This is a genomic window from Streptomyces sp. NBC_00080, from assembly GCF_045041255.1.
GTDB lineage: Bacteria > Actinomycetota > Actinomycetes > Streptomycetales > Streptomycetaceae > Streptomyces > Streptomyces coriariae.
Genome location: NZ_CP108235.1, coordinates 7,715,833 through 7,742,822 on the forward strand (window position 1 = coordinate 7,715,833; position 26,990 = coordinate 7,742,822).

Here is a 26,990-nt window from a genome sequence, read left to right on the forward strand (position 1 = left end):
GCTCGTGCGGCGGCTGTTCGGCCCGGCCAGGTCGTTCCGGCCGTCCGGCGTTTGAGGACGAGGCCGTCCAGGCCGAAAGCGGGGGTCTGGGGGCGCATCCCCCGGGGACCGGCACCCCATGACACCCGCACGATTCCGGCCGACCGCCGGAGGCCTACGCGTCGTAGCTGTCGGCCTTACGTGGTGACACGTCCTGGACCGCACCGCTGAGTGCCGACGAGCGCGAGCTGAACTTGTCGATGTCCACGTCGTGTTCCTTGAGCACCCTGATCGCGGCGGTGTGCACCACGCGCAGCACCGGCGTGGCCGCACGCAGCGCGTCGTCGGCCATGAAGCGGTGCCGCCAGGGCTGATCGGCCCAGGCGTGCCGCAGGCCGAAGGGCTCGGGCAGGCCGATGGAACCGCCGAGCCACTTCAGCAGCGGCGGGTACCAGCTGATCGTCGCCCGCGCGGCCAGCCGGACCACCTCGTCCGCGGTGACCAGCGGAAGCTTGACCGTGCGCGTCTCCCAGAACCGGACGCTCTTGGCGACCTCCTTGGTGGGGGCCTCGGACTTCGTGGTGAACAGGCCGTTCACGGGGCCCAGGGCGTGGCCGGTGACCTCGATGCGCAGCGTCTCGTGCAGCACGGTCACCGTGATCAGCATGGTGATGATCAACTGGCCGTCCCAGAGGGGCCACTGCACGCCCAGGTAGTGCCGGTCGCCGCCGCCGAACTGCTGGTTGTTGCAGATGTCCTCTATGGCCCTCGGTTTGACCTGGTACGCCTCGACGTCGGTGCCCTCCGGCCGGGCGACCGCCTTGGCGTTCTCACCGACCGGGGTGACGATCCAGTGCCGGACCGAGGGCGGCGGGAAGCCGCCGGTCTTCAGGCTCTGGCGGGGCAGCAGCTTCAGCTGGTCGTGGATGGCCCGCACGACCGTCCAGCTGCGGAACTCGTGGACGCCCTTCACGGGGTCCAGCGGTGTCAGTTCCTCGGCGAGGTGCCAGGCGCCCCAGCGCGTGCCCATGCCGAGTATGCCCTTGGGGCCGGCGTAGAAGACCGAGTTGGACTGCTGTTCGGCGCTGAGCCGGGCCAGGGACTGGCGCAGCTGCTCGGCCGCGGTCTGGTTCGGGCTGGTCGGCACGGCCTCGGGGACCTTGGCGCCGACGCTGCTGCCGGCCAGCAGGCTGTCCCAGCGCTGGCGCAGGTCCGTCGCGGTGCTCTCGCAGATCCGCTTGGCCAGGAACCAGCCGGCCACGGGTGCCACGACACACCCGCGCGCGTACCAGCCCACGAGACCGCCGAACGGCATCTTGACCAGGAAGAGCACGGCGAGGGCGCCCACCGCGACGAGCAGACCGGTGCCGACGCCGGAGACCCGCTTGTTGTCCAGCTTCCCCATGGTCGCCCGCAGTTGGAAGACCAGCAGCCACACCAGCAGCCCGGGCAGGAAGAGCACACCGCACAGCAGCATCACGCCGGTCAGCTTCTGGTCGCGCTCGCGCCGGATGCGGTTGGCCGCGAGGCAGTGCTCGACGACGGCCTGCGGCTCACTGCCGAAGGACTGGATGAGCGGCTTGCGGCCGACCCCCAGCATGCGGTCGATCACCGCCTGGGAGAACGCCTCGCCGAGATTGGGCCGGAAGATCTTGGCCCAGCTGCGACCGGGATTGACCGCCGTCTGGTGCCACTCGTTGTCGGCCTTCTTGATGTCCTCGACCGGGTTGTCCCGGTAGGCCGCCGAGGCCAGGGCGAAGGTCGGTGTCTGCCCGCCGTCCCCCGTCTGCGGCACCTGTGGTCCGAAGATGTCCGCGTAACCGCTGTCAACGGTCATTCCCGCCCCCGATCGCCGCCGCTCTCCCGCTTCTGCGGCTTTCCCGACTTCCGTACTTCGCACACCTGTTGATCAGGTCATCAGCGTATCCGCAGGCGGCGACATCCGTCGGCGGACGGCCGAAGCCGCCCGCCGAATCGGAGGGAAATGTTCCACTACGGTGCCCCACCGGCCACTTGAGGGCCGGCGGGCATCAACCGTCAGCCGTTCTGCGCCTGTTGGCGGACCTTCTCGGCGACCTGCGCAGGCATCGGCTCGTGCCGGGCGTACGCCCGCTGGAAACGCGCCGTGCCGTGCGAGAGGGAGCGCAGGTCGACCGCGTACCGGCCGATCTCGATCTCGGGCACCTCGGCCCTGACGAGGGTGCGGCCGCCGCCGGTCTGCTCGGTGCCCAGCACCCGACCGCGCCGCCCCGACAGATCGCTCATCACGGCGCCCACGTACGCGTCGCCGACCAGGACGGTCACCTCGGCCACCGGTTCCAACAGGTGGATCCGGGCCTCGGCCGCCGCCTCCCGCAGCGCCAGCGCGCCGGCCGTCTGGAACGCGGCGTCGGAGGAGTCCACCGAGTGTGCCCTGCCGTCGAGCAGGGTGATCCGGATGTCGACCAGTGGATGCCCGGCCTCCACCCCCTTGGCCGCCTGTGCCCGTACGCCCTTCTCGACGGACGGGATGAACTGCCGGGGCACCGCGCCGCCGACGACCTTGTCCACGAACTCGATGCCCGTGCCGCCCGGCAGCGGTTCCACCTCGATCTCGCAGATGGCGTACTGGCCGTGCCCGCCGGACTGCTTGACGTGCCGTCCGCGCCCGCCGGACTTCGCCGCGAACGTCTCCCGGAGGGGGACCTTGTGCGGGACGACGTCGACCTGGACGCCGTAGCGGGAGCGCAGCCGCTCCAGGGCCACGTCCGAGTGAGCCTCGCCCAGGCACCACAGGACCACCTGGTGGGTGTGCTGGTTCTGTTCCAGGCGCATCGTCGGGTCCTCGGCGACCAGCCGGCCGAGACCCTGCGAGAGCTTGTCCTCGTCGGCCTTGCTGTGCGCCTGGATGGCGAGGGGCAGCAGCGGGTCGGGCATCTGCCAGGGCTCCATGAGGAGCGGGTCGCCCTTGGCGGACAGGGTGTCGCCGGTCTCCGCGCGGCCGAGCTTCGCCACACACGCGAGGTCGCCCGCGATGCAGTGCGTCAGGTTCCGCTGCTGTTTGCCGAACGGCGCGGACAGGGCGCCGATGCGTTCGTCGACGTCGTGGTCCTCGTGGCCGCGGTCGGCGAGTCCGTGCCCCGAGACATGGACGGTCTCGTCTGGGTGCAGCGTGCCGGAGAACACCCGGACCAGCGAGACACGGCCCACGTAGGGGTCGGACGAGGTCTTCACGACCTCCGCGACCAGAGGTCCGTCCGGATCGCACGCGGTCAGCTCGCGCGGCTCGCCGTCGATCGTCGTCACGCGGGGCGCCGGGCGTTCCAGGGGCGTCGGGAAGCCCCTGGTGACCAGTTCCAGCAGCTCCACAGTGCCGAGGCCCTGCCGGGCGCCCTCGGCGGCGGGGGCGGCCGCGAGGACGGGGAAGAACGTGCCGCGTGCGACGGCCCGCTCCAGGTCCTCGATCAGCGTCTTGACGTCGATCTGCTCGCCGCCGAGATAGCGGTCCATGAGGGTCTCGTCCTCGCTCTCGGCGATGATCCCCTCGATCAGCCGGTTGCGGGCCGTCTCGATGTCCGGCAGCTGGTCCTCGCCCGGCTCGGACTCCTTGCGTTCGCCGGTGGAGTAGTCGAACAGCTTCCGGGACAACAGCCCGGTCAGTCCGGTCACGGGCGCGTGCCCGTCGGGCCCCTCGGGCCCGCGCAGCGGCAGGTAGAGCGGGAGGACCGCGTCCGGGTCGTCGCCGCCGAAGGCCTCCGCGCAGATCCGCGTCATCTCCTCGAAGTCCGCGCGGGCGGCCTCCAGGTGGGTGACGACGATCGCGCGGGGCATGCCGACGGCAGCGCACTCCTCCCACACCATCCGGGTCGAGCCGTCCACGCCGTCCGACGCCGAGACGACGAAGAGGGCCGCGTCCGCGGCGCGCAGACCGGCCCTGAGTTCTCCGACGAAGTCGGCGTATCCGGGGGTGTCGAGGACGTTGACCTTGATGCCGTCCCATTCCACGGGCACCAGGGAGAGCTGTACCGAGCGCTGCTGCCGGTGCTCGATCTCGTCGTAGTCGGAGACGGTGCCGCCGTCCTCCACGCGGCCCGCCCGGTTCACCGCTCCCGCCGTCAGCGCGAGAGCCTCCACCAATGTCGTCTTGCCCGATCCGCAGTGGCCGACCAGCACCACATTCCGTACGGACGCGGGGTGGTCGGCCGCTGTAGCCCTGCCGGCGGCTCCGGGATGTGCATTCGCCTTGTCGCCCATTTTCCTTGCCTCCCGAACACGGTGAGGTCACTGGGGGCGCGGGCACGGCGGCCCCGCGTGCGATGGCGGCTCCGGCGACGCCCGCGGTCCTTCGAGCTTTCCACTCCCGTCACGGCGCGTCCATACGGCGGACGCGACGCGGCCGTGACCCGGATGCCGTCGGGCCGGGACACGGGGGTCCGGGTGCCCGACCGTCGCACACACGCGCGCGTGGCTACGATGGGCCAGCCGGCGGCCAGCAGGGGCCGCGCGGCGACACCGACCCTCGGGAAGGCCATGCTGAACAAGTACGCGCGTGCATTCTTCACGCGTGTCCTCACACCGTTCGCCGCGTTTCTCATCCGCCGGGGTGTGAGCCCCGACACGGTCACGCTCCTCGGCACGGCCGGCGTGATCGCGGGCGCGCTGGTCTTCTACCCCAGGGGAGAGTTCTTCTGGGGCACGATCGTGATCACGCTCTTCGTCTTCTCCGACCTGGTCGACGGCAACATGGCGCGCCAGCTCGGCCGGACCAGCCGCTGGGGCGCCTTCCTGGACTCCACGCTCGACCGGGTCGCCGACGGCGCGATCTTCGGCGGCTTCGCGCTCTGGTACGCGGGCAACGGCGACGACAACGTCCTGTGCGCCGTCTCGATCTTCTGCCTGACCAGCGGCCAGGTGGTGTCGTACACGAAGGCCCGCGGCGAGTCGATCGGCCTTCCGGTCGCCGTCAACGGGCTCGTGGAGCGCGCCGAGCGCCTGGTGATCTCCCTGGTCGCGGCCGGCCTGGCGGGTCTGCACACGTTCGGCGTGCCCGGTATCCAGGTGCTGCTGCCGATCGCGCTGTGGATCGTCGCCGTCGGCAGCCTCGTCACCCTGATCCAGCGGGTCGTCACGGTCCGGCGCGAGTCGGCCGAGGCGGAGGCCGCCGCGGCCCGGGAGGCCCAGGAGACACCCAGGTCCCAGGGACACGAGGCGCAGGGGAGCGAGGCCGCGAAGTGAGCGCCCAGGAGCGCCTGGCCGACGCGCTGTACGGCCTCGGCTGGAGCACCGTCAAGAAGCTCCCCGAGCCCGTCGCCGTACGCCTCGGCCGCGCCGTCGCCGATCTGGCCTGGAAGCGGCGCGGCAAGGGGGTGCGACGGCTGGAGAGCAACTACGCGCGCGTGGTGCCCGACGCGAGCCCCGAGCGCCTGGCCGAGCTCTCACGCGCGGGGATGCGCTCCTATCTGCGGTACTGGATGGAGTCCTTCCGGCTGCCCGCCTGGAGCGCCGAGCGGGTCCGCAACGGCTTCGTCCCCAAGGACGTGCACCATCTGACCGACGCGATCGCCTCCGGCCGGGGCGTCATCCTGGCCCTGCCGCACATGGCCAACTGGGACCTGGCCGGCGCCTGGGTCACCACCGAGCTGCGGACGCCCTTCACCACGGTGGCCGAGCGTCTCAAGCCGGAGACGCTGTACGACCGGTTCGTCGCCTACCGGGAAGGCCTCGGCATGGAGGTGCTGCCGCACAGCGGCGGCAGCGCCTTCGGCACCCTGGCGAGGCGCCTGCGCGACGGCGGGCTGGTCTGCCTGGTCGCCGAGCGGGACCTGTCCGCCTCCGGGGTCGAGGTGGACTTCTTCGGGGACACCGCCACGATGCCCGCCGGACCCGCCCTGCTCGCCCAGCAGACCGGCGCGCTGCTGCTCCCCGTCACCCTCTGGTACGACGACACGCCCGTCATGCGGGGCCGGGTGTATCCCCCGGTCGAGGTACCCGAGTCAGGTACGCGGGCCGAGAAGACGTCTGTCATGACACAGTCGCTGGCAGACGCCTTCGCCACCGGCATCGCCGACCACCCGGAGGACTGGCACATGTTGCAGCGGTTGTGGCTCGCGGATCTGGAACCCCGCCCGTCGGACGGGGACCCCGCGTGAGAATCGGCATCGTCTGTCCGTACTCCTGGGATGTGCCGGGCGGCGTCCAGTTCCACATCCGCGACCTCGCCGAGTACTTCATCCGGCTCGGTCACGAGGTGTCCGTCCTGGCCCCGGCCGACGACGACACCCCCCTGCCGCCGTACGTCGTCTCGGCAGGCCGAGCGGTCCCGGTGCCGTACAACGGCTCGGTGGCGCGCCTCAACTTCGGTTTCCTGTCCGCCGCGCGCGTGCGGCGCTGGCTGCACGACGGCGCGTTCGACGTCGTCCACATCCACGAGCCGACCTCGCCGTCGCTCGGCCTGCTGACCTGCTGGGCGGCCTCGGGCCCGATCGTGGCCACCTTCCACACGTCCAACCCGCGCTCGCGCGCCATGATCGCCGCGTACTCCATCCTCCAGGCCGCCCTGGAGAAGATCAGCGCGCGGATCGCGGTGAGCGAGTACGCCCGGCGCACGCTGGTGGAGCACCTCGGCGGGGACGCGGTCGTCATCCCCAACGGCGTCGACGTCGACTTCTTCGCGAGGGCCGAGCCCAACCCCGAGTGGCAGGGCGACACGATCGGCTTCGTCGGGCGCATCGACGAGCCCCGCAAGGGCCTGCCCGTGCTGATGCGCGCGCTGCCGAAGATCTTCGCCGAGCGCCCGGACGCCCGGCTGCTGGTCGCCGGCCGCGGCGACGAGAAGGAGGCGGTGGAGAGCCTGCCCGAGGAGCTGCACGCGCGCGTGGAGTTCCTCGGCATGATCAGCGACGAGGACAAGGCGCGCTTCCTGCGCAGCGTCGATTTGTACGTCGCCCCCAACACCGGCGGTGAGAGCTTCGGCATCATCCTCGTCGAGGCCATGTCGGCCGGGGCCCCGGTGCTCGCCTCCGACCTGGACGCCTTCGCCCAGGTCCTCGATCAGGGAGCGGCCGGCGAGCTGTTCGCCAACGAGGACGCGGACGCTCTGGCCGAGGCGGCGGTACGGCTCCTGGGCGACCCGGAGCGCAGAGGCGAGCTGCGGGAGCGGGGCAGCGCGCACGTACGGCGCTTCGACTGGTCGACCGTCGGCGCGGACATCCTGTCGGTGTACGAGACGGTGACGGCCGGCGCGGCGGCGGTGGCGGCCGACGACGACCGTGGAACGCCGGGTCTGCGGGCCCGGCTCGGACTGGCGCGGGACTGACCCCGCCCCGCCGGTGTGAAGGTCACGGGTAGCCTTGCCGCCCGTGACCGCAACCCTGATCTGGACCCTGGTCGTTCTCGTCGCGATCGGCCTGTACCTGAGCTGGACGGCGGGTCGGCTGGACCGGCTGCACGCCCGCATCGACGCCGCCCGCGCGGCGCTGGACGCACAGCTGCTGCGCCGGGCGTCCGTGGCGCAGGAGCTGGCCACCTCCAAGGTGCTGGACCCCGCCGCCTCGATCGTCCTGTACGAGGCCGCGCACGCGGCGCGGCAGGCCGAGGAGGAGCAGCGTGAGGTCGCCGAGAGCGACCTCAGTCAGGCCCTGCGGGCCGTCTTCGCGGACGCGCGGCAGTTGGACGTCGTGCGCGAGGCGCCCGGGGGAGACACGGCGGCCCGAGAGCTCACCGAGGCCGTCCGCCGGGTCCCCATGGCCCGCCGCTTCCACAACGACGCCGTGGGCGCGGTCCGCAGACTGCGCCAGCACCGCAAGGTCCGCTGGTTCCGGCTGGCCGGCCACGCCCCGTTCCCGATGGCGTTCGAGATGGACGACGAACCGCCGCCCGCCCTCGCGGACCGCGCGGCCTGAGCCGAAGACGGACGGCGGGCGCCGCGCCTTCCTCGACCTGGAGGAGTCGGGCACGGGCTGGGTCCTCGTGATCGTGGCCGCGCCGACCGGCGTGGTCTACGAGGTGAAGGGGATCTTCGTCGGTGAGCTGAGGGGCTGGGGCTCCAGAGGACCGGACTGGCCACCGGAGCTCCTCGACCGCCTGCGGAGCGCCGTCGCGTTCCACCTCTACGGCTCCGCGAACCGCGACGACGTGTTCCCCGGCCCGCTGGTCCTCGACGAGTCCCGCCTCACCGAGGTGGACGAGGCAGGGGTGCCGGTGCTGACGCCCGACGGGCCCGGGGTGCTGGTCTGGGAGAACTCCGGCCAGGGAGAGCCGCGCGACCCGGATTGGCGGTCGGCGAGGTCGGTGCGTGGGGCCGGTGCGGGCCACATGATCAACCAAAAGGATCCACGGGCTTTCCATTGGCCCTTGCTGTGGACTGGTCCACTCGCGTTTCCTCGTTGCTGCCGAAGCCCCCTTTTCCGACGAGTGAGGTCACCCCGTGTCCAGCACGATCTCCGAAAACCAGACCCCCGAGACCGGCACCGCGCGCGTGAAGCGCGGTATGGCCGAGCAGCTCAAGGGCGGCGTGATCATGGACGTGGTCGACGCCGAGCAGGCGAAGATCGCCGAGGACGCCGGCGCCGTGGCCGTCATGGCGCTGGAGCGGGTGCCCGCCGACATCCGCAAGGACGGCGGTGTGGCCCGGATGTCGGACCCCAACATGATCGAGGAGATCATCGAGGCGGTCTCCATCCCGGTGATGGCCAAGTCCCGTATCGGCCACTTCGTCGAGGCCCAGGTCCTCCAGTCGCTCGGCGTCGACTACATCGACGAGTCCGAGGTCCTCACTCCGGCCGACGAGGTCAACCACTCGGACAAGTGGGCGTTCACCACCCCCTTCGTCTGTGGCGCCACCAACCTGGGCGAGGCCCTGCGCCGCATCGCCGAGGGCGCCGCGATGATCCGCTCCAAGGGCGAGGCCGGCACCGGCAACGTCGTCGAGGCCGTCCGTCACCTGCGCCAGATCAAGAACGAGATCGCCCGGCTGCGCGGCTTCGACAACAACGAGCTGTACGCCGCCGCCAAGGACCTGCGCGCCCCCTACGAGCTGGTCAAGGAGGTCGCCGAGCTCGGCAAGCTCCCCGTCGTGCTGTTCTCCGCCGGTGGTGTCGCGACCCCGGCCGACGCCGCGCTGATGCGCCAGCTCGGCGCCGAGGGCGTCTTCGTCGGCTCCGGCATCTTCAAGTCCGGCGACCCGGCCAAGCGCGCCGCCGCCATCGTGAAGGCCACCACCTTCTACGACGACCCGAAGATCATCGCGGATGCCTCCCGCAACCTGGGCGAGGCCATGGTCGGCATCAACTGCGACACCCTGCCCGAGGCCGAGCGCTACGCCAACCGCGGCTGGTAATCACTCCCATGAGCCACGAAGCCCCCGTCATAGGTGTCCTGGCACTCCAGGGCGACGTCCGGGAGCACCTCATCGCCCTGGCCGCGGCCGACGCCGTGGCCAGGCCGGTGCGGCGTCCCGAGGAACTCGCCGAGGTCGACGGTCTCGTCATCCCCGGCGGTGAGTCGACCACCATCTCCAAGCTGGCCGTCCTCTTCGGCGTGATGGAGCCCCTCCGCGCGCGCGTGCGGGCCGGAATGCCCGTCTACGGAACCTGCGCGGGCATGATCCTGCTCGCCGACAAGATCCTCGACCCGCGCTCGGGCCAGGAGACCGTCGGCGGCATCGGCATGATCGTGCGCCGTAACGCGTTCGGGCGGCAGAACGAGTCCTTCGAGGCCGCCCTCGACGTGAACGGCATCGCGGGCGATCCGGTGGAGGGCGTGTTCATCCGCGCCCCCTGGGTCGAGTCCGTCGGTGCCGAGGCCGAGGTGCTGGCCGAGCACGAGGGCCACATCGTCGCCGTCCGCCAGGGCAACGCGCTCGCCACCTCGTTCCACCCGGAACTGACCGGCGACCACCGTGTGCACGCCCTGTTCGTCGACATGGTGCGCGCGAACCGGGCGGCGGCGTCCTTGTAGGATCTGGGGGTCCCCTCAGGCTCCGCAGGCCCGGGGAGCTCGTCCAGGTTGGGTTACGCGAAGGAGACAGGCAGATGTCCGGCCACTCTAAATGGGCTACGACGAAGCACAAGAAGGCCGTGATCGACGCCAAGCGCGGCAAGCTCTTCGCGAAGATGATCAAGAACATCGAGGTCGCGGCCCGTACCGGTGGCGCGGACGTGTCCGGCAACCCGACGCTGTTCGACGCCATCCAGAAGGCCAAGAAGAGCTCGGTCCCGAACAAGAACATCGACTCCGCGGTGAAGCGCGGCGCCGGTCTCGAGGCCGGCGGCGCCGACTACGAGACGATCATGTACGAGGGCTACGGCCCGAACGGCGTCGCGGTGCTCATCGAGTGCCTCACCGACAACCGCAACCGCGCCGCCTCCGACGTCCGCGTCGCCATGACCCGCAACGGCGGTTCCATGGCCGACCCGGGCTCGGTGTCGTACCTCTTCAACCGCAAGGGCGTCGTCATCGTCCCCAAGGGTGAGCTGGCCGAGGACGACGTCCTCGGTGCCGTGCTCGACGCGGGCGCCGAAGAGGTCAACGACCTCGGTGAGACCTTCGAGGTCCTGTCCGAGGCCACCGACCTGGTCGCGGTGCGCACCGCGCTCCAGGAGGCCGGCATCGACTACGACTCCGCCGAGGCCAACTTCGTCCCGACCATGCAGGTCGAGCTCGACGAGGACGGCGCGCGGAAGATCTTCAAGCTGATCGACGCGCTCGAGGACAGCGACGACGTGCAGAACGTCTTCGCCAACTTCGACGTCAGCGACGAGGTCATGGAGAAGGTCGACGCGTAGCGTCGCCGCGAGCTGAGCGGATCCGTCGGGCCGGTGGGACACGTCCTACCGGCCCGACGTCGTTGTCGGTGGCAGCGGATAGCCTGGCGGGCGTCAGAGATCACCGTCCACGGACCGCAGCGGCGGTTCGGCCGCGAAGAGGGGAAGGTCCGTGCGGGTATTGGGGGTGGACCCCGGACTGACGCGATGCGGCGTCGGTGTCGTCGAGGGGGTCGCGGGCCGGCCGCTCACCATGCTCGGCGTGGGTGTCGTACGCACGCCGGCGGACGCCGAGTTGGGGCAGCGCCTCGTCGGCATCGAACAGGGCATAGAGCGCTGGCTCGACGAGTACCGGCCCGAATTCGTCGCCGTGGAGCGGGTGTTCAGCCAGCACAACGTCAGCACGGTCATGGGCACCGCCCAGGCCAGCGCCGTCGCGATGCTCTGCGCCGCCCGCCGCGGCATCCCCGTCGCCCTGCACACCCCGAGCGAGGTCAAGGCCGCCGTCACCGGCAGCGGACGCGCGGACAAGGCCCAGATCGGCGCGATGGTCACGCGCCTGCTGCGGCTCGACGCGCCGCCCAAGCCCGCCGACGCCGCCGACGCCCTCGCGCTCGCCATCTGCCACATCTGGCGCGGCCCCGCGCAGAACCGGCTCCAGCGGGCCGTCGCCCTGCACACGGCCACAGCACAGACGACTCCGAAAGGCCGTACGGCATGATCGCCTTCGTCAGCGGCACCGTCGCCGCCCTCGCTCCCGACACCGCCGTGGTCGAGGTGGGTGGCGTGGGCATGGCCATCCAGTGCTCGCCGAACACGCTGTCCACGCTCCGGCTCGGCCGGCCGGCCAAGCTCGCCACCTCCCTCGTCGTACGGGAGGACTCGCTGACCCTGTACGGCTTCGTGGACGACGACGAGCGCCAGGTCTTCGAGCTGCTCCAGACGGCGAGCGGGGTCGGCCCCCGGCTGGCCCAGGCCATGCTGGCGGTGCACGCCCCGGACGCCCTGCGCCGCGCGGTGGCCACGGGCGACGAGAAGGCCCTCATCGCGGTGCCGGGCATCGGCAAGAAGGGTGCCCAGAAGCTGCTGCTGGAACTGAAGGACCGCCTGGGCGAGCCGCTCGGCGCCCCCGTGGTCGGCGCCCCGGTCACCAGCGGCTGGCGCGACCAGCTGCACGCCGCCCTGATCGGCCTCGGCTACGCGACCCGCGAGGCCGACGAGGCGGTCGCCGCCGTGACCCCGCAGGCCGAGGCCGCGGACGGCGCACCCCAGGTGGGCCACCTCCTGAAGGCCGCCCTTCAGACCCTGAACCGCGCCCGCTAGGAGACGTCAGTGAACTGGGACGACACGACCGAAGACACCGCCCCGGAGCGGTTGGTCGGCTCGGTCGCCGACCGTGAGGACCAGGCCGTCGAGGCCGCGCTGCGCCCCAAGGACCTGGGCGAGTTCATCGGCCAGGAGAAGGTCCGCGAGCAGCTCGACCTCGTACTGCGCGCCGCACGCGCGCGTGGCGCCACCGCCGACCATGTGCTGCTCTCCGGCGCCCCGGGCCTCGGCAAGACCACCCTCTCGATGATCATCGCCGCCGAGATGGGCGCCCCGATCCGCATCACCAGCGGCCCGGCCATCCAGCACGCGGGCGACCTCGCGGCGATCCTCTCCTCCCTCCAGGAGGGCGAGGTCCTCTTCCTCGACGAGATCCACCGCATGTCGCGGCCCGCCGAGGAGATGCTCTACATGGCGATGGAGGACTTCCGCGTCGACGTCATCGTCGGCAAGGGCCCCGGCGCCACCGCCATCCCGCTCGAGCTGCCCCCGTTCACGCTGGTCGGCGCCACCACGCGCGCGGGCCTGCTGCCGCCCCCGCTGCGCGACCGCTTCGGTTTCACGGCGCACATGGAGTTCTACGAGCCCGCCGAACTGCAGCGCGTCATCCACCGCTCCGCCGACCTCCTCGACGTGGAGATCGACACCGACGGCGCCGCCGAGATCGCCGGCCGCTCCCGCGGAACCCCCCGGATCGCCAACCGCCTGCTGCGCCGCGTACGCGACTACGCGCAGGTCAAGGCCGACGGGAGGATCACCCGCGCGATCGCGGAGGCCGCGCTGAAGGTCTACGAGGTGGACGGCCGCGGCCTGGACCGTCTCGACCGCGGGGTCCTGGAGGCCCTGCTGAAGCTGTTCGGCGGCGGCCCGGTCGGTCTGTCCACGCTCGCCGTGGCGGTGGGGGAGGAGCGTGAGACCGTGGAGGAGGTGGCCGAGCCCTTCCTGGTGAGGGAGGGACTGCTCGCCCGCACCCCGCGGGGGCGGGTGGCGACCCCGGCCGCGTGGGCGCATCTCGGCCTCGCCCCGGCTCAGGGAAGTGGACAACAGGACCTCTTCGGGGCGTGAGGCGGAGGACTGCGGCGGAGGTGTTGGCCGGGTCAGGAACCCAGGTGCCATGCTGAGCGTTGTTCCATGCGCGCGGACTCGCTTAGACTCCGCCGATGCCGCCGTTGTCGGCAGCACACAACCCCCATCCAACAGGCCGCTCCACCATCGCGGTCGTCCGAAGGAAGTCCGTCCCGTGAGTCCTGTGACCCTCCTCCCGTTCATCGTGCTCATCGGGGCCATGTTCCTGATGACCCGGTCGGCCAAGAAGAAGCAGCAGCAGGCCGCCGCCATGCGTAACGACATGCAGCCCGGCAGTGGTGTCCGCACCATCGGGGGCATGTACGCGACGGTGAAGGAGGTCAACGAGGACACGGTCCTCCTCGACGCCGGTCCGGGCGTCGACCTGCTCTTCGCGAAGAACTCCATCGGTGCCGTCCTGACCGACGACGAGTACAACCGCATCGTCCACGGCATCGAGCACGACCTGAAGTCCGACTCCGACGTCGTCCCGGACGACGCCTCCTCCCTCACCGAGACCGACGACTCCGTCGACGACGCTGCCGCCGCCTCCGACGACAAGGCCGTCGACCTCGGCAAGAAGGACGCGACCGACGAGGTGCAGGAGAAGGCCGCCGACGCCGAGCCGGCCGAGGCCGCCGAAGAGCCGAAGAAGACCGACGGCGACTCCGACGCGAAGAAGTAGCCCCGTCCCCGGCGTGCACGGGTTCCACCCGTCCGCGCCGGGGCGCGCGCATCTCGCCAGGGGATCCCGACACCATGTCATGGCCGCCGCCGCGCTGACCCGGCGCGAGGTGGCCCGAGAGGGAGTACGAGAAGGTGGCAGCACCTAAGAAGGGCCGGAGCGCGAGTGCCCAGAGCAAGCCAGGGCGCTCGCTGGCCCTGATCCTGATCGCCATCGTGGGGCTCACCGCAGGCATGTTCGCCTCCGGTCACACCACTCCGCGTCTCGGCATCGACCTTGCCGGCGGTACCAGCATCACGCTGGAGGCGAAGTCGGACCAGGGATCAGCGATCAACAAGGCCAACATGGACACCGCGGTCGAGATCATGAACCGCCGTGTCAACGGGCTGGGCGTCTCCGAGGCGGAGGTGCAGACCCAGGGCAGTCGCAACATCATCGTGAACATCCCCAAGGGCACCAACTCGGAGAAGGCCCGGGAGCAGGTCGGCACCACCGCCAAGCTGTACTTCCGTCCGGTCCTGGCCCAGGAGGCCACCGGCTCCGCCGCCGCCTCGCCGAGCGCGTCCCCGAGCGGCTCCTCCAGCGCCTCTCCGAGCCCCTCGGCGAGCGCCTCCGGCACCGGTGAGAAGGCGACCTCCTCGTCCTCCCCGTCGGCCTCCGCCACCTCGCAGGGCCGCGCCGTCACCGACGCGCTGAAGGCCGACTCGACCCCGTCGGCCTCCGCCGGCGCCAAGGCGAGCTCCTCCGCCAGCCCGTCGGCCTCCGCGAGCAGCGGCGCCGCCGTCACCGCGGACGACGCCGCGCTCCAGGCCAAGTACGCCGCACTGGACTGCTCCAAGGAGTCGGTCCGGGCCAAGACCGGCGAAGGCGTCAAGCCCGAGGACACGACCGTGGCCTGCGGTGAGATCGACAAGGTCTGGTACAAGTACCTGCTCGGCCCGGCCGCCGTCGACGGCACCGAGGTCGACAAGGCCCAGGCCGTCTACGACACGCAGACCGCCGCCGGCTGGCAGGTCACCATGGACTTCAACAAGTCCGGCGCCAAGAAGTTCGCCACGATCACCGGCCAGCTCGCGCAGAACACCCAGCCGCAGAACGAGTTCGGCATCGTGCTCGACGGCAACGTCGTCTCCAGCCCGTACGTGAGCTCCTCCATCACCGGCGGCCAGGCCCAGATCTCGGGCAGCTTCACGCAGGAGGAGGCCCAGGGCCTCGCCAACATGCTGTCCTACGGTGCGCTCCCGCTCTCCTTCCAGGAGCAGAGCGTGACCACGGTGACGGCGGCGCTCGGCGGCGACCAGCTGCACGCCGGTCTGCTGGCCGGCGCCATCGGCCTCCTGCTGGTCGTGATCTACCTGGTGGCCTACTACCGCGGCCTGGCGCTCATCGCGCTCGCGTCGCTGCTGGTCTCCGCGGCCCTCACCTACGTGCTCATGGCGCTGCTGGGCCCGGCCATCGGCTTCGCGCTGAACCTGCCCGCCGTCTGTGGCGCCATCGTCGCCATCGGCATCACGGCGGACTCGTTCATCGTGTACTTCGAACGCGTCCGGGACGAGATCCGCGAGGGCCGTACCCTGCGCCCCGCCGTCGAGCGGGCCTGGCCGCGTGCCCGGCGCACCATCCTGGTCTCCGACTTCGTGTCGTTCCTCGCCGCCGCGGTGCTCTTCATCGTCACGGTCGGCAAGGTCCAGGGCTTCGCGTTCACACTGGGCCTGACCACCGTCCTGGACGTGGTCGTGGTCTTCTTCTTCACCAAGCCGCTGATGACGCTCATCGCTCGGCGGAAGTTCTTCGCGAGCGGCCACAAGTGGTCCGGCCTCGACCCGAAGAGCCTGGGTGCCCAGCCGCCGCTGCGCCGCACCCGCCGTCCCGGCGGTCCTGCCGCCGGCCCCGTCGAGACGAAGGAGGCCTGAGCGATGTCGAAACTCGGTAACCTCGGCGCCCGGCTGCATCGTGGCGAGATCAGCTACGACTTCATCGGCCACCGCAAGCTCTGGTACAGCATCTCGATCCTGATCACCATCACGGCCATCGTCGGCCTGGCGGTGCGCGGCCTCAACATGGGCATCGACTTCCAGGGCGGCGCCGTCTTCACCACCGAGAAGACCAGCGTCTCCGTCTCCCAGGCCGAGGAGTACGCGAAGTCGGCATCGGGCCATGACGCGGTCGTGCAGAAGCTGGGCAACGGCACACTGCGCATCCAGATCGCCGGCATGGACATCAAGCAGTCCAACGAGATCAAGACCGACCTGGCCAAGGACTTCAAGGCCGACCCGGAGTCGATCACCGCCGAACTGGTCGGTCCCAGCTGGGGCGATCAGATCGCCAGCAAGGCCTGGCAGGGCCTGGCGATCTTCATGGTCCTGGTCGTGATCTACCTGGCGATCGCCTTCGAGTGGCGCATGGCCATCGCGGCCCTCGTCGCCCTGATCCACGACATCACCATCACGGTCGGCATCTACGCCCTCGTCGGCTTCGAGGTGACGCCCGGCACGGTGATCGGTCTGCTGACGATCCTCGGTTACTCGCTGTACGACACGGTCGTCGTCTTCGACTCCCTCAAGGAACAGACGAAGGACCTCACCAAGCAGACCCGCTTCACCTACAGCGAGATCGCCAACCGGTCGATCAACGGCACCCTGGTCCGTTCCATCAACACCACGGTCGTCGCCCTGCTGCCGGTGGCCGGACTGCTGTTCATCGGCGGCGGCTTCCTCGGGGCGGGCACGCTCAACGACATCTCGCTGTCGCTGTTCGTCGGCCTCGCGGCCGGCGCGTACTCCTCGATCTTCATCGCCACGCCGCTCGTCGCCGACCTCAAGGAGCAGGAGCCGCAGATCAAGGCGCTGAAGAAGCGTGTCCTGGCCAAGCGCGCCCAGGCGTCGGCCGAGGACGCGCCCGCACAGCACCGTGGCGACGACACCTACGGCGACGAGCCGGAGGACGCCGAAGCCGCGGTCGTCGGGCCGCGCAACCAGCCCGCGTCCCGGGGCCGGGGCCGGGGCCGTCCGTCGGGGAAGCGCCGATGACGGAGCTCACCGACATCACGGCGCTGCTCCACAGCCGCATCCGTGACGTGGCCGACTACCCGGAGCCGGGCGTGATGTTCAAGGACATCACCCCGCTCCTGGCGGACCCGGTGGCGTTCACCGCGCTCACCGACGCGTTCGCCGGGATCGCGGAGCGCACCGGCGCCACCAAGGTCGTCGGCCTGGAGGCCCGGGGCTTCATCCTGGGCGCCCCGGTCGCCGTCCGGGCCGGTCTCGGCTTCATCCCCGTACGCAAGGCGGGCAAGCTTCCCGGAGCCACCCTCGGCCAGGCCTACGACCTGGAGTACGGCTCGGCCGAGATCGAGGTGCACGCCGAGGACCTGTCCGCCGACGACCGAGTGCTGATCGTCGACGACGTCCTCGCCACCGGCGGCACCGCCGAGGCGTCGATCCAGCTCATCCACCGGGCGGGCGCCCAGGTCGCGGGCGTCGCCGTCCTGATGGAGCTGGGCTTCCTCGACGGCCGTCCCCGCCTGGAGGCGGCCCTCGGCGGAGCGCCCCTGGAGGCGCTGCTCACGATCTGAGCGCGGCGCCAGAACCGTCGTACGCCAAGTGGGCGGGCCCGGAGGAATCCGGAGCCCGCCCCTTGTGTTTCTCCGGTAGACGGCCCTCACATCGGCCTGAAGGCGATCCTGGAGCTCAGGATCGCTACGATGGGTGCTCCGGAGCCTGACCGGGGACCCGGATCGCGCACGAGGAGTCCTCTTGCCAGACGAGGCCCAGCACCTGACCGCCGCCAAGCCCGAGTCCGCCTCGGGTCCCGCGGCCACGCCCGCGTCGCAGGCGAAGGACGACGGCCGTGGGGCGGTCGAGCACGACCGGTCCGCGCCGGTCGACAAGCCGGCCGAGCAGCCCCGGCCCAAGCCGGACCTGCCCGACGGCTCCTCGGTGGTGCCCGCGGGCCGGCCGGCCGCCGCGCAGCCTTCGGCCCGTTCCGGCTCCTCCAACCGCGTCCGCGCCCGCCTCGCCCGGCTCGGCGTCCAGCGCCAGAACCCCTACAACCCGGTCCTGGAACCGCTGCTGCGGATAGTGCGCAGCAACGACCCCAAGATCGAGACGGCGACGCTGCGCCAGATCGAGAAGTCCTACCAGGTCGCCGAGCGCTGGCACCGAGGTCAGAAGCGCAAGAGCGGCGACCCGTACATCACGCACCCGCTCGCGGTGACCACGATCCTCGCCGAGCTGGGCATGGATCCGGCCACGCTCATGGCGGGCCTGCTGCACGACACCGTCGAGGACACCGAGTACGGCCTGGAGGACCTGCGCCGCGATTTCGGCGACCAGGTCGCCCTGCTCGTCGACGGCGTCACCAAGCTGGACAAGGTCAAGTTCGGCGAGGCCGCGCAGGCCGAGACCGTGCGCAAGATGGTCGTCGCGATGGCCAAGGACCCGCGTGTCCTGGTCATCAAGCTCGCCGACCGGCTGCACAACATGCGCACCATGCGTTACCTCAAGCGCGAGAAGCAGGAGAAGAAGGCGCGCGAGACCCTCGAGATCTACGCGCCGCTCGCCCATCGCCTGGGCATGAACACCATCAAGTGGGAGCTGGAGGACCTCGCCTTCGCGATCCTCTACCCCAAGATGTACGACGAGATCGTACGGCTGGTGGCCGAGCGGGCACCGAAGCGTGACGAGTATCTGGCCATAGTGACCGACGAGGTCCAGGCCGATCTGCGCGCCGCCCGGATCAAGGCGACCGTGACCGGCCGCCCCAAGCACTACTACAGCGTCTACCAGAAGATGATCGTCCGCGGCCGCGACTTCGCGGAGATCTACGACCTGGTGGGCATCCGCGTCCTCGTGGACACGGTCAGGGACTGCTACGCGGCGCTCGGCACGGTGCACGCGCGATGGAACCCGGTCCCCGGCCGGTTCAAGGACTACATCGCGATGCCCAAGTTCAACATGTACCAGTCGCTGCACACGACGGTCATCGGCCCCAACGGCAAGCCGGTCGAACTCCAGATCCGCACGTTCGACATGCACCGCCGCGCCGAGTACGGCATCGCCGCGCACTGGAAGTACAAGCAGGAGGCCGTCGCCGGCGCCTCCAAGGTGCGCTCGGACCAGCCGAGGACCACCGGCAAGGACGACCACCTCAACGACATGGCGTGGCTGCGCCAGCTCCTCGACTGGCAGAAGGAGACCGAGGACCCCGGCGAGTTCCTGGAGTCCCTGCGCTTCGACCTGTCGCGCAACGAGGTCTTCGTCTTCACGCCGAAGGGCGACGTGATAGCGCTGCCGGCCGGCGCCACGCCCGTGGACTTCTCGTACGCGGTGCATACCGAGGTGGGCCACCGCACCATAGGAGCCCGTGTCAACGGACGCCTGGTCCCGCTGGAATCGACCCTGGACAACGGCGACCTGGTGGAGGTCTTCACCTCCAAGGCGGCCGGGGCCGGGCCGTCCCGGGACTGGCTGAACTTCGTGAAGTCGCCGCGTGCCCGCAACAAGATCCGGGCCTGGTTCTCCAAGGAGCGCCGCGACGAGGCCATCGAGCAGGGCAAGGACGCCATCGCGCGCGCGATGCGCAAGCAGAACCTGCCGATCCAGCGGATCCTCACCGGTGACTCGCTGGTCACGCTGGCGCACGAGATGCGCTACCCGGACATCTCCTCGCTGTACGCGGCGATCGGCGAAGGCCATGTGGCCGCGCAGAACGTCGTGCAGAAGCTGGTGCAGGCCCTCGGCGGCGAGGAGGCGGCCACCGAGGAGATCGACGAGACGGTTCCGTCCCGCAGCCGTGGCCGCAAGCGGCGCAGCAACCAGGACCCCGGTGTGGTCGTCAAGGGCGTCGACGACGTCTGGGTCAAGCTGGCCCGCTGCTGTACGCCCGTACCCGGCGACCCGATCATCGGCTTCGTCACGCGCGGTAGTGGTGTATCGGTTCACCGCAGCGACTGCGTCAACGTGGAGTCACTCTCCCGGGAGCCGGAGCGGATCCTCGAGGTCGAGTGGGCACCCACCCAGTCCTCGGTCTTCCTGGTCGCCATCCAGGTCGAGGCCCTGGACCGGTCCCGCCTCCTCTCGGACGTCACGCGGGTGCTGTCCGACCAGCACGTCAACATCCTGTCCGCGGCCGTCCAGACCTCCCGTGACCGGGTGGCCACCTCCCGCTTCACCTTCGAGATGGGCGACCCCAAGCACCTGGGGCACGTCCTGAAGGCCGTACGCGGCGTGGAGGGCGTCTACGACGTCTACCGGGTGACATCGGCGCGCAGGCCGTAGCCGAGCACACGAGAGGCCCCCGTACGCGATGTACGGGGGCCTCTCCGTCGCTTGTCGACCGGACGGGTCGGGAGCCGGGGATCAGCCGCCGAACTCCTGCAGGCCCTTCAGGGCCTGGTCCAGCAGCGCCTGACGGCCTTCCAGCTCGCGCTCCAGCTTGTCGGCCCTCGCGGAGTTGCCCTGGGCACGAGCCTGGTCGATCTGCGTCCGCAGCTTGTCCACGGCGGCCTGGAGCTGACCGGTCAGACCCGCGGCACGCGCGCGTGCCTCCGGGTTCGTCCGGCGCCACTCGGCCTCCTCGGACTCCTGCATCGCCCGCTCCACGGCGTGCATGCGGCCCTCGACCTTCGGCCGGGCGTCGCGCGGCACATGGCCGATGGCCTCCCAGCGCTCGTTGATCGAGCGGAACGCGGCACGCGCCGCCTTCAGGTCGCCGATCGGAAGGAGCTTCTCGGCCTCCTCGGCCAGCTCCTCCTTGAGCTTGAGGTTCTCCGTCTGCTCCGCGTCCCGCTCGGCGAACACCGAGCTGCGGGCGGCGAAGAAGACGTCCTGGGCGCCGCGGAAGCGGTTCCAGAGGTCGTCCTCGTGCTCGCGCTGGGCGCGGCCCGCCGCCTTCCACTCCGCCATCAGCTCGCGGTAGCGGGCAGCCGTCGGACCCCAGTCCGACGAACCGGACAGTGCCTCGGCCTCGGAGACCAGCCGCTCCTTGGTCCGGCGGGCCTCCTCGCGCTGCGCGTCCAGCTGCGCGAAGTGCGCCTTGCGGCGCTTGGAGAACGCCGAGCGCGCGTGCGAGAACCGGTGCCACAGCTCGTCGTCCGACTTGCGGTCGAGACGCGGCAGGCCCTTCCAGGTGTCCACCAGCGACCGCAGCCGCTCGCCGGCGGCCCGCCACTGGTCGGACTGCGCCAGCTGCTCCGCCTCGGTGACCAGGTCCTCCTTGGCCTTGCGGGCCTCGTCGGACTGCTTGGCCCGCTGCTGCTTGCGCTCCTCGCGCCGCGACTCGACGGTCGCCACCAGCTTGTCCAGCCGGTCCCGCAGTGCCTGGAGGTCACCGACCGCGTGGTGCGCGTCGACCTGGTCGCGGATGTGGTCGATCGCGACCTGGGCGTCCTTCGTCGACAGATCGGTGGTCTTCACTCGCTTCTCGAGGAGGCCGATCTCGACAACCAGGCCCTCGTACTTGCGCTCGAAATAGGCCAGCGCCTCCTCGGGGGAGCCTGCCTGCCAGGAACCGACCACCTGCTCGCCGTCGGCCGTACGCACGTACACGGTCCCCGTCTCGTCGACGCGGCCCCACGGGTCGCTGCTCACAGCGCCTCCTCCACATGATGCCTCCGAGGGGCTTCAGCGCCCCTGGGCATCGTCCACAGTTTCGTCACGGCCAACATAGGCGACCGGCGGGCCGCCTGTCCGCATCCAGCGCGACCGAAATTGCGCAGTTGACCGCCCCTTAGTCGTCAGATCGCCGTCAGGATTTCGTGACCGTCGCCTTGTTGATCACGACCGTCGCGTTCGGGGCTCCGTCACCCGCGCCCGTGTTCTCACCGGCGGCGGCGATCTTCGTCAGCACCTTCATGCCGTCGGCCGACACGGTACCGAACGGCGTGTAGCTCGGCGGGAGCTGACTGTCCTGGTAGACGAGGAAGAACTGGCTGCCGCCGGTGTGCGCCTGACCCGTGTTGGCCATCGCGATCGTGCCCGCCGGGTAGATGTTGTTCTTGAGGCTGGTGTCCTTCAGGTTCTCGTCCGGAATGGTGTAGCCGGGACCGCCGCTGCCACTGCCCGTCGGGTCACCGCACTGCAGCACGTAGATGCCGTTGGTGGTGAGACGGTGGCACTTGGTGTGGTCGAAGTAGCCCTTGCCGGCGAGGAAGCTGAACGAGTTCACCGTGTGCGGCGCGGCCTTCGCCTTGAGCGCTATGCCGATGTCCCCGCACGTCGTCGCGAGGGTCATCGTGTACTTCGCCGACTTGTCGATCGTGACCGCCGGCTCCTTCTTCCAGGTCTGCGTCTTGACCGAGCCCGCGGCCGCCTTCTCGCACGGGTCCTTGACGGCGCTGGGCGTCGCGGACGGCGTCGTCTCCGAGCTCGCGTTCGCCTTGTCGTCGTCCTTCATGACGCCGGTCGCGTACAGCGCGACGCTGCCGATGATGATCACGCCGAGCACCGACGCGATCACCGAGTTGCGCGCACGCGCCTTGCGTCGCGCGGAGGTGCGCCGCTGCTGCTGCCGCAAGAACTTCTCCCGGGCGAGCTGACGCTTCCGCTGTTCCTGGGTGACCACCGAGTTCTCTCCTCGTGAGTCTCGTACGTCGACTGGGACGCGTGCGTCTTGTGAGCCGACCGCCTGCGTGTGCCCCGTACCGTATATGGGTTCGCTGAGGAATCGGCAGCGCCGGTAGGCTCTGACCACTGGCGCAGCCGCCCAGAAGCCCACGCGTATCGACACAAACGAAGGACGATCGTGCTCATTGCCGGGTTCCCCGCCGGGGCCTGGGGGACGAACTGTTATCTCGTCGCCCCCGCCGCCGGTGAGGAGTGCGTGATCATCGACCCGGGCCACCAGGCGGCCCCAGGAGTCGAGGAAGCGATCAGGAAGCATCGGCTCAAGCCCGTCGCCGTCGTCCTCACCCACGGCCACATCGACCACGTGGCCTCGGTCGTCCCGGTGTGCGGAGCGCACGACGTACCGGCCTGGATCCACCCCGAGGACCGCTACATGATGAGCGACCCCGAGAAGGCGCTCGGCCGGTCCATCGGGATGCCGCTGATGGGAGAGCTGACCGTGGGGGAGCCGGACGACGTCCGTGAGCTGACCGACGGCGCGGGACTGGACCTGGCCGGTCTGGAGTTCTCCGTCGCCCATGCGCCGGGCCATACCAAGGGGTCGGTGACCTTCCGGATGCCCGAGGCGGCCGACGTCCCGTCGGTCTTCTTCTCCGGGGATCTGCTGTTCGCCGGCTCCATCGGACGCACCGACCTGCCCGGCGGCGACATGGCCGAGATGCTCGACTCGCTGGCCCGCGTGTGCCTGCCGCTCGAGGACTCGACCGTGGTGCTGTCCGGCCACGGTCCCCAGACGACCATCGGCCAGGAGCGCGCCACCAACCCGTATCTGCGGCAGGTGGCGGCCGGCGGCCAGGGAGCGGGTACGCACGCCCCTCCCCGACGAGGAATGTGACGAGAGACCTTCCGTGAGCACCTTTCAGGCCCCCAAGGGCACGTACGACCTGATTCCGCCGCGTTCCGCGAAGTTCCTCGCGGTGCGCGAGGCGATCGCCGCCCCGCTGCGCAACTCCGGCTACGGCTACGTCGAGACGCCCGGCTTCGAGGACGTCAACCTGTTCGCGCGCGGTGTGGGTGAGTCCACCGACATCGTCAGCAAGGAGATGTACGCCTTCGAGACCAAGGGAGGCGACCGGCTGGCCCTGCGCCCGGAGGGCACGGCGTCCGTGCTGCGCGCCGCCCTGGAGGCGAATCTGCACAAGCAGGGCAACCTGCCGGTCAAGCTCTGGTACTCGGGCTCGTACTACCGGTACGAGAAGCCGCAGGCGGGCAGGTACCGGCACTTCTCCCAGGTCGGTGCCGAGGCGATCGGCGCGGAGGACCCGGCGCTGGACGCCGAGCTGATCATCCTGGCCGACCAGGCGTACCGGTCGCTGGGGCTGCGCGACTTCCGCATCCTCCTGAACAGCCTCGGCGACAAGGAGTGCCGCCCGGTGTACCGGGAGGCACTCCAGACCTTCCTGCGGGGCCTGGACCTCGACGAGGACACGCTGCGCCGCGCGGAGATCAACCCGCTGCGGGTCCTGGACGACAAGCGCGAGGCGGTCCAGAAGCAGCTCGGGGGAGCGCCGCTCCTGCGGGACTACCTCTGCGACGCGTGCAAGGCGTACCACGAGGAGGTCCGTGAGCTGATCACGGCGGCGGGCGTGGTCTTCGAGGACGACCCGAAGCTGGTCCGCGGCCTCGACTACTACACCCGCACGACCTTCGAGTTCGTCCACGACGGACTGGGCTCCCAGTCCGCGGTGGGCGGTGGCGGTCGCTACGACGGTCTCTCCGAGATGATCGGCGGCCCCGCGCTGCCGTCGGTGGGCTGGGCGCTGGGCGTCGACCGTACGGTGCTGGCGCTGGAGGCGGAGGGCGTGGAGCTGGAGCTGCCCGCCGCGACCTCGGTGTTCGCCGTCCCGCTCGGCGAGGAGGCCCGCAGGGTCCTGTTCGCGAAGGTCACCGAACTGCGCAAGCTCGGTGTCGCGGCGGACTTCTCCTACGGCTCCAGGGGGCTCAAGGGCGCCATGAAGAGCGCCAACCGCAGCGGGGCCCGCTACACGATCGTCGCCGGCGAACGCGATCTCGCCGAGGGTGTCGTCCAGCTCAAGGACATGGAGTCCGGTGAGCAGACGGCCATCGGCGTCAACGAGATCGTGGCGGAACTGGAGTCGAAGCTGGGCTGACGGGCTCACGAGCCCGAGGAAGGCGCCGGGGCGGGTGACCCGGCGCCTTCGTCGTGCGCCGCAACGTCAACCTGGCGGCCGCCCGTTCCTCCTTCGGAGGGTGCCTTGTCCGAGCGCCACGCACGCGTGCCGGTGTGCGCCTGGCCTTGGCCGGAACCGAACGCCACGGGACGGCCGTACGTACTTCCTTATGCGCAGCGAACGGTGCGCACCCGGCCCGGTGCGGCACAATGGCCCCTGCCCGAAGATGGTCCAACTCTCAAGTGACGGATCGGCGTGATGAGCAAGACGACAGTCAAAGACGTCTCCACGGAGTCCGAGCCCGGGCGTGTCACCGCGACCGGAAGCCGGACCGTGGGCGGCAGCCGTGCGTTCGCGATCCTGCTGCTGATCACCGGTGCCGCCGGTCTGCTGGCCGCCTGGGTCATCACGCTCGACAAGTTCAAGATCCTCGAGGCCAAGGTCGCCGGCGAGACCTTCACGCCCAGTTGCAGCATCAGCCCGATCATCAGCTGCGGCAGCGTCATGGAGAGCAAGCAGGCCGCCGCCTTCGGCTTCCCCAACCCGATGCTCGGTCTCGTCGCCTACGGCATCGTGATCTGTGTCGGCATGAGCCTGCTGACCCGGGTCGCGTTCCCGCGCTGGTACTGGCTGACCTTCAACTTCGGCACGCTCTTCGGCGTGGGGTTCTGCACCTGGCTCCAGTACCAGTCCCTGTACGAGATCAACGCCCTGTGTCTGTGGTGCTCGCTGGCCTGGGTCGCGACGATCACCATGTTCTGGTACGTCACCTCGTTCAACGTGCGCAACGACCTGCTGCCCGCCCCGGGCTGGCTGAAGCGCTTCCTCGGCGAGTTCACCTGGGTCCTGCCGGTCACCCACGTCGGCATCATCGCGATGCTGATCCTGACCCGCTGGGGCGCGGACCTCTGGGCCTGAGCCCGGCACCGGACAGGCGTCGGAGCAGGTCGCTCACCAGGCGCGGGACAGGACTGTCAGACCTCTGACGTAGGCTCCGACGTGTGGAGCCCGACCTGTTCACCGCAGCAGCGGAAGACCGCCAGGAGAAGGACCCCGCAGGGAGCCCCCTGGCGGTCCGGATGCGCCCGCGCACCCTCGACGAGGTGGTGGGCCAGCAGCATCTGCTGAAGCCGGGCTCACCCCTGCGCCGACTGGTCGGCGAGGGCGCCACGGGCCCGGCCGGGCCCTCCTCGGTGATCCTCTGGGGGCCGCCCGGCACCGGGAAGACGACCCTGGCGTACGTCGTCTCCAAGGCCACCAACAAGCGGTTCGTCGAGTTGTCGGCCATCACCGCGGGCGTCAAGGAGGTCCGCGCCGTCATCGACGGCGCCCGCCGCGCCATCGGCGGCTACGGCAAGGAGACCGTCCTCTTCCTCGACGAGATCCACCGCTTCAGCAAGGCCCAGCAGGACTCCCTCCTGCCGGCCGTCGAGAACCGCTGGGTGACGCTGATCGCGGCGACCACCGAGAACCCGTACTTCTCGATCATCTCGCCCCTGCTCTCCCGCTCCCTCCTGCTGACCCTCGAGCCCCTCACGGACGACGACCTCCGCGACCTCGTCCGGCGCGCCCTGACCGACGACCGCGGCCTCAAGGGCTCGCTCACCCTCCCCGAGGACACCGAGGCCCATCTGCTGCGCATCGCCGGCGGCGACGCCCGCCGCGCCCTCACCGCCCTGGAGGCCGCCGCCGGGGCCGCCCTGGACCAGGACGAGACCGGGATCAGCCTCCAGACCCTGGAGCAGACCGTCGACCGCGCGGCCGTGAAGTACGACCGTGACGGCGACCAGCACTACGACGTCGCCAGCGCCCTCATCAAGTCCATCCGCGGTTCGGACGTCGACGCGGCCCTGCACTACCTGGCCCGCATGATCGAGGCGGGCGAGGACCCCCGCTTCATCGCCCGCCGTCTGATGATCTCCGCCAGCGAGGACATCGGTCTCGCCGATCCTGGCGCGCTGCCCCTCGCGGTCGCCGCCGCCCAGGCCGTCGCCATGATCGGCTTCCCCGAGGCCGCCCTCACGCTCAGCCACACCACCATCGCCCTCGCCCTGGCACCCAAGTCCAACGCCGCGACGACCGCGATCGGCGCCGCCCTGGAGGACGTACGCAAGGGGCTGGCCGGCCCGGTGCCGCCGCATCTGCGCGACGGGCACTACAAGGGCGCCGCCAAGCTGGGGCACGCGCAGGGGTACGTGTATCCGCACGACCTGCCCGAGGGCATCGCCGCCCAGCAGTACGCGCCGGACGCCATCAAGGACCGTGAGTACTACGAGCCCACCCGGCACGGCGCCGAGGCCCGCTACGCGGACGCGGTCGAGTGGACCCGGCAGCACCTCGGTCGCAACGGGTCCTGAGCACCCTGTAGACTCGCCCGAAGTGCCGCGTCCCGTGCAGTCAGAACAGGACAGTCGGCCGGAGCACCGGTCCTCGGACC

Annotated in this window: 23 protein-coding genes and 1 pseudogene; 20 read left to right on the top strand and 4 right to left on the bottom strand. The window is 70.5% G+C overall.

All coding sequences use genetic code 11. From position 1 onward, the window contains the following. Nucleotides 1-154: 154 nt before the first annotated feature. Both OHU34_RS34460 and OHU34_RS34465 read right to left on the bottom strand, forming a co-directional pair. Nucleotides 155-1,816, bottom strand: a complete 1,662-nt coding sequence (locus OHU34_RS34460; RefSeq protein ID WP_020128821.1) for a hypothetical protein — start codon at nucleotides 1,814-1,816, stop codon at nucleotides 155-157. A 200-nt stretch (nucleotides 1,817-2,016) separates the two neighbouring features. Further along, nucleotides 2,017-4,212 (bottom strand): elongation factor G-like protein EF-G2, encoded by a 2,196-nt coding sequence (locus OHU34_RS34465; protein WP_405770014.1) that lies wholly within the window; start codon nucleotides 4,210-4,212, stop codon nucleotides 2,017-2,019. A gap of 219 nt (nucleotides 4,213-4,431) precedes the next feature. Here OHU34_RS34465 and pgsA point away from each other — a divergent pair, with 219 nt between their 5' ends. From pgsA to OHU34_RS34545, 16 genes and pseudogenes are all read left to right on the top strand, one after another. Further along, a complete protein-coding gene (gene pgsA, locus OHU34_RS34470; protein WP_405772460.1) occupies nucleotides 4,432-5,193 on the top strand; it encodes a phosphatidylinositol phosphate synthase in 762 nt (253 codons plus the stop codon). Next, nucleotides 5,190-6,107, top strand: a complete 918-nt coding sequence (locus OHU34_RS34475) for a phosphatidylinositol mannoside acyltransferase (RefSeq protein ID WP_142269380.1) — start codon at nucleotides 5,190-5,192, stop codon at nucleotides 6,105-6,107. Before pgsA ends, OHU34_RS34475 begins: the two co-directional genes overlap by 4 nt. Continuing rightward, nucleotides 6,104-7,273, top strand: a complete 1,170-nt coding sequence (locus OHU34_RS34480) for a glycosyltransferase family 4 protein (protein ID WP_142269379.1) — start codon at nucleotides 6,104-6,106, stop codon at nucleotides 7,271-7,273. Before OHU34_RS34475 ends, OHU34_RS34480 begins: the two co-directional genes overlap by 4 nt. A 34-nt stretch (nucleotides 7,274-7,307) precedes the next feature. Further along, nucleotides 7,308-7,859: a hypothetical protein gene (locus OHU34_RS34485; RefSeq protein ID WP_200840048.1), complete on the top strand. Its 552-nt coding sequence runs from the start codon at nucleotides 7,308-7,310 to the stop codon at nucleotides 7,857-7,859. Between the two features lie 73 nt (nucleotides 7,860-7,932). Then, nucleotides 7,933-8,190, top strand: a pseudogene (locus tag OHU34_RS34490) (DUF6210 family protein); the annotation flags it as partial. Nucleotides 8,191-8,383: 193 nt separating this feature from the next. Continuing rightward, complete coding sequence (pdxS, locus tag OHU34_RS34495) at nucleotides 8,384-9,295, top strand: pyridoxal 5'-phosphate synthase lyase subunit PdxS (protein ID WP_020128827.1); 912 nt, start codon at nucleotides 8,384-8,386, stop codon at nucleotides 9,293-9,295. A gap of 8 nt (nucleotides 9,296-9,303) precedes the next feature. Further along, entirely contained in the window at nucleotides 9,304-9,915 is a 612-nt protein-coding gene (pdxT, locus tag OHU34_RS34500) for a pyridoxal 5'-phosphate synthase glutaminase subunit PdxT (protein WP_142269377.1), read from the top strand. A gap of 74 nt (nucleotides 9,916-9,989) precedes the next feature. Continuing rightward, on the top strand, nucleotides 9,990-10,742 hold the full coding sequence (locus tag OHU34_RS34505; protein ID WP_028806682.1) for a YebC/PmpR family DNA-binding transcriptional regulator: 753 nt from the start codon (nucleotides 9,990-9,992) through the stop codon (nucleotides 10,740-10,742). Between the two features lie 151 nt (nucleotides 10,743-10,893). Then, entirely contained in the window at nucleotides 10,894-11,442 is a 549-nt protein-coding gene (ruvC, locus tag OHU34_RS34510) for a crossover junction endodeoxyribonuclease RuvC (protein WP_142269376.1), read from the top strand. After that, a complete protein-coding gene (ruvA, locus tag OHU34_RS34515; protein WP_020128831.1) occupies nucleotides 11,439-12,044 on the top strand; it encodes a Holliday junction branch migration protein RuvA in 606 nt (201 codons plus the stop codon). The genes ruvC and ruvA overlap by 4 nt, the downstream gene beginning before the upstream one ends. 9 nt (nucleotides 12,045-12,053) lie before the next feature. Then, on the top strand, nucleotides 12,054-13,112 hold the full coding sequence (ruvB, locus tag OHU34_RS34520; protein ID WP_142269375.1) for a Holliday junction branch migration DNA helicase RuvB: 1,059 nt from the start codon (nucleotides 12,054-12,056) through the stop codon (nucleotides 13,110-13,112). Between the two features lie 175 nt (nucleotides 13,113-13,287). Further along, nucleotides 13,288-13,797 carry a preprotein translocase subunit YajC gene (yajC, locus tag OHU34_RS34525; RefSeq protein WP_142269374.1) on the top strand — a complete coding sequence of 170 codons (510 nt, stop codon included), beginning with the start codon at nucleotides 13,288-13,290 and terminating at the stop codon, nucleotides 13,795-13,797. A gap of 134 nt (nucleotides 13,798-13,931) precedes the next feature. Further along, nucleotides 13,932-15,710 (top strand): protein translocase subunit SecD, encoded by a 1,779-nt coding sequence (secD, locus tag OHU34_RS34530; protein WP_200840047.1) that lies wholly within the window; start codon nucleotides 13,932-13,934, stop codon nucleotides 15,708-15,710. Between the two features lie 3 nt (nucleotides 15,711-15,713). Then, entirely contained in the window at nucleotides 15,714-16,826 is a 1,113-nt protein-coding gene (secF, locus tag OHU34_RS34535; protein WP_230196446.1) for a protein translocase subunit SecF, read from the top strand. Then, a complete protein-coding gene (locus tag OHU34_RS34540; protein ID WP_054239503.1) occupies nucleotides 16,823-17,371 on the top strand; it encodes an adenine phosphoribosyltransferase in 549 nt (182 codons plus the stop codon). Before secF ends, OHU34_RS34540 begins: the two co-directional genes overlap by 4 nt. Nucleotides 17,372-17,552: 181 nt before the next feature. Further along, the gene (locus tag OHU34_RS34545) at nucleotides 17,553-20,075 is read left to right on the top strand and encodes a bifunctional (p)ppGpp synthetase/guanosine-3',5'-bis(diphosphate) 3'-pyrophosphohydrolase (RefSeq protein ID WP_142269372.1); all 2,523 of its coding nucleotides are present in this window, start codon (nucleotides 17,553-17,555) and stop codon (nucleotides 20,073-20,075) included. An 81-nt stretch (nucleotides 20,076-20,156) separates the two neighbouring features. On the opposite strand, the gene OHU34_RS34550 is transcribed toward OHU34_RS34545, so the two are convergent. Both OHU34_RS34550 and OHU34_RS34555 read right to left on the bottom strand, forming a co-directional pair. Continuing rightward, nucleotides 20,157-21,386: a DUF349 domain-containing protein gene (locus tag OHU34_RS34550; protein ID WP_142269371.1), complete on the bottom strand. Its 1,230-nt coding sequence runs from the start codon at nucleotides 21,384-21,386 to the stop codon at nucleotides 20,157-20,159. A 157-nt stretch (nucleotides 21,387-21,543) separates the two neighbouring features. Then, nucleotides 21,544-22,359, bottom strand: a complete 816-nt coding sequence (locus tag OHU34_RS34555; protein WP_020128839.1) for a peptidylprolyl isomerase — start codon at nucleotides 22,357-22,359, stop codon at nucleotides 21,544-21,546. A 180-nt stretch (nucleotides 22,360-22,539) separates the two neighbouring features. Here OHU34_RS34555 and OHU34_RS34560 point away from each other — a divergent pair, with 180 nt between their 5' ends. The 4 genes from OHU34_RS34560 (at nucleotide 22,540) to OHU34_RS34575 (ending at nucleotide 26,910) form a co-directional block, all read left to right on the top strand. Next, a complete protein-coding gene (locus OHU34_RS34560) occupies nucleotides 22,540-23,256 on the top strand; it encodes an MBL fold metallo-hydrolase (RefSeq protein ID WP_142269370.1) in 717 nt (238 codons plus the stop codon). A gap of 13 nt (nucleotides 23,257-23,269) precedes the next feature. Further along, entirely contained in the window at nucleotides 23,270-24,532 is a 1,263-nt protein-coding gene (hisS, locus tag OHU34_RS34565) for a histidine--tRNA ligase (protein ID WP_142269369.1), read from the top strand. A 279-nt stretch (nucleotides 24,533-24,811) separates the two neighbouring features. Beyond that, a complete protein-coding gene (locus tag OHU34_RS34570) occupies nucleotides 24,812-25,471 on the top strand; it encodes a vitamin K epoxide reductase family protein (RefSeq protein WP_142269368.1) in 660 nt (219 codons plus the stop codon). An 83-nt stretch (nucleotides 25,472-25,554) separates the two neighbouring features. After that, nucleotides 25,555-26,910, top strand: coding sequence for a replication-associated recombination protein A (locus tag OHU34_RS34575; RefSeq protein ID WP_142269367.1), 1,356 nt, complete (start codon nucleotides 25,555-25,557; stop codon nucleotides 26,908-26,910). Nucleotides 26,911-26,990: the final 80 nt, after the last annotated feature.

Excerpts from the sequence above, each read along its gene's own strand:
- secF (WP_230196446.1), top strand. The coding sequence starts at position 15,714 with ATGTCGAAACTCGGTAACCTCGGCGCCCGGCTGCATCGTGGCGAGATC.
- ruvA (WP_020128831.1), top strand. The coding sequence starts at position 11,439 with ATGATCGCCTTCGTCAGCGGCACCGTCGCCGCCCTCGCTCCCGACACC.
- OHU34_RS34460 (WP_020128821.1), bottom strand. The coding sequence starts at position 1,816 with ATGACCGTTGACAGCGGTTACGCGGACATCTTCGGACCACAGGTGCCG.
- pgsA (WP_405772460.1), top strand. The coding sequence starts at position 4,432 with ATGGGCCAGCCGGCGGCCAGCAGGGGCCGCGCGGCGACACCGACCCTC.
- OHU34_RS34540 (WP_054239503.1), top strand. The coding sequence starts at position 16,823 with ATGACGGAGCTCACCGACATCACGGCGCTGCTCCACAGCCGCATCCGT.
- OHU34_RS34570 (WP_142269368.1), top strand. The coding sequence starts at position 24,812 with ATGAGCAAGACGACAGTCAAAGACGTCTCCACGGAGTCCGAGCCCGGG.
- OHU34_RS34465 (WP_405770014.1), bottom strand. The coding sequence starts at position 4,212 with ATGGGCGACAAGGCGAATGCACATCCCGGAGCCGCCGGCAGGGCTACA.
- pdxT (WP_142269377.1), top strand. The coding sequence starts at position 9,304 with ATGAGCCACGAAGCCCCCGTCATAGGTGTCCTGGCACTCCAGGGCGAC.
- OHU34_RS34505 (WP_028806682.1), top strand. The coding sequence starts at position 9,990 with ATGTCCGGCCACTCTAAATGGGCTACGACGAAGCACAAGAAGGCCGTG.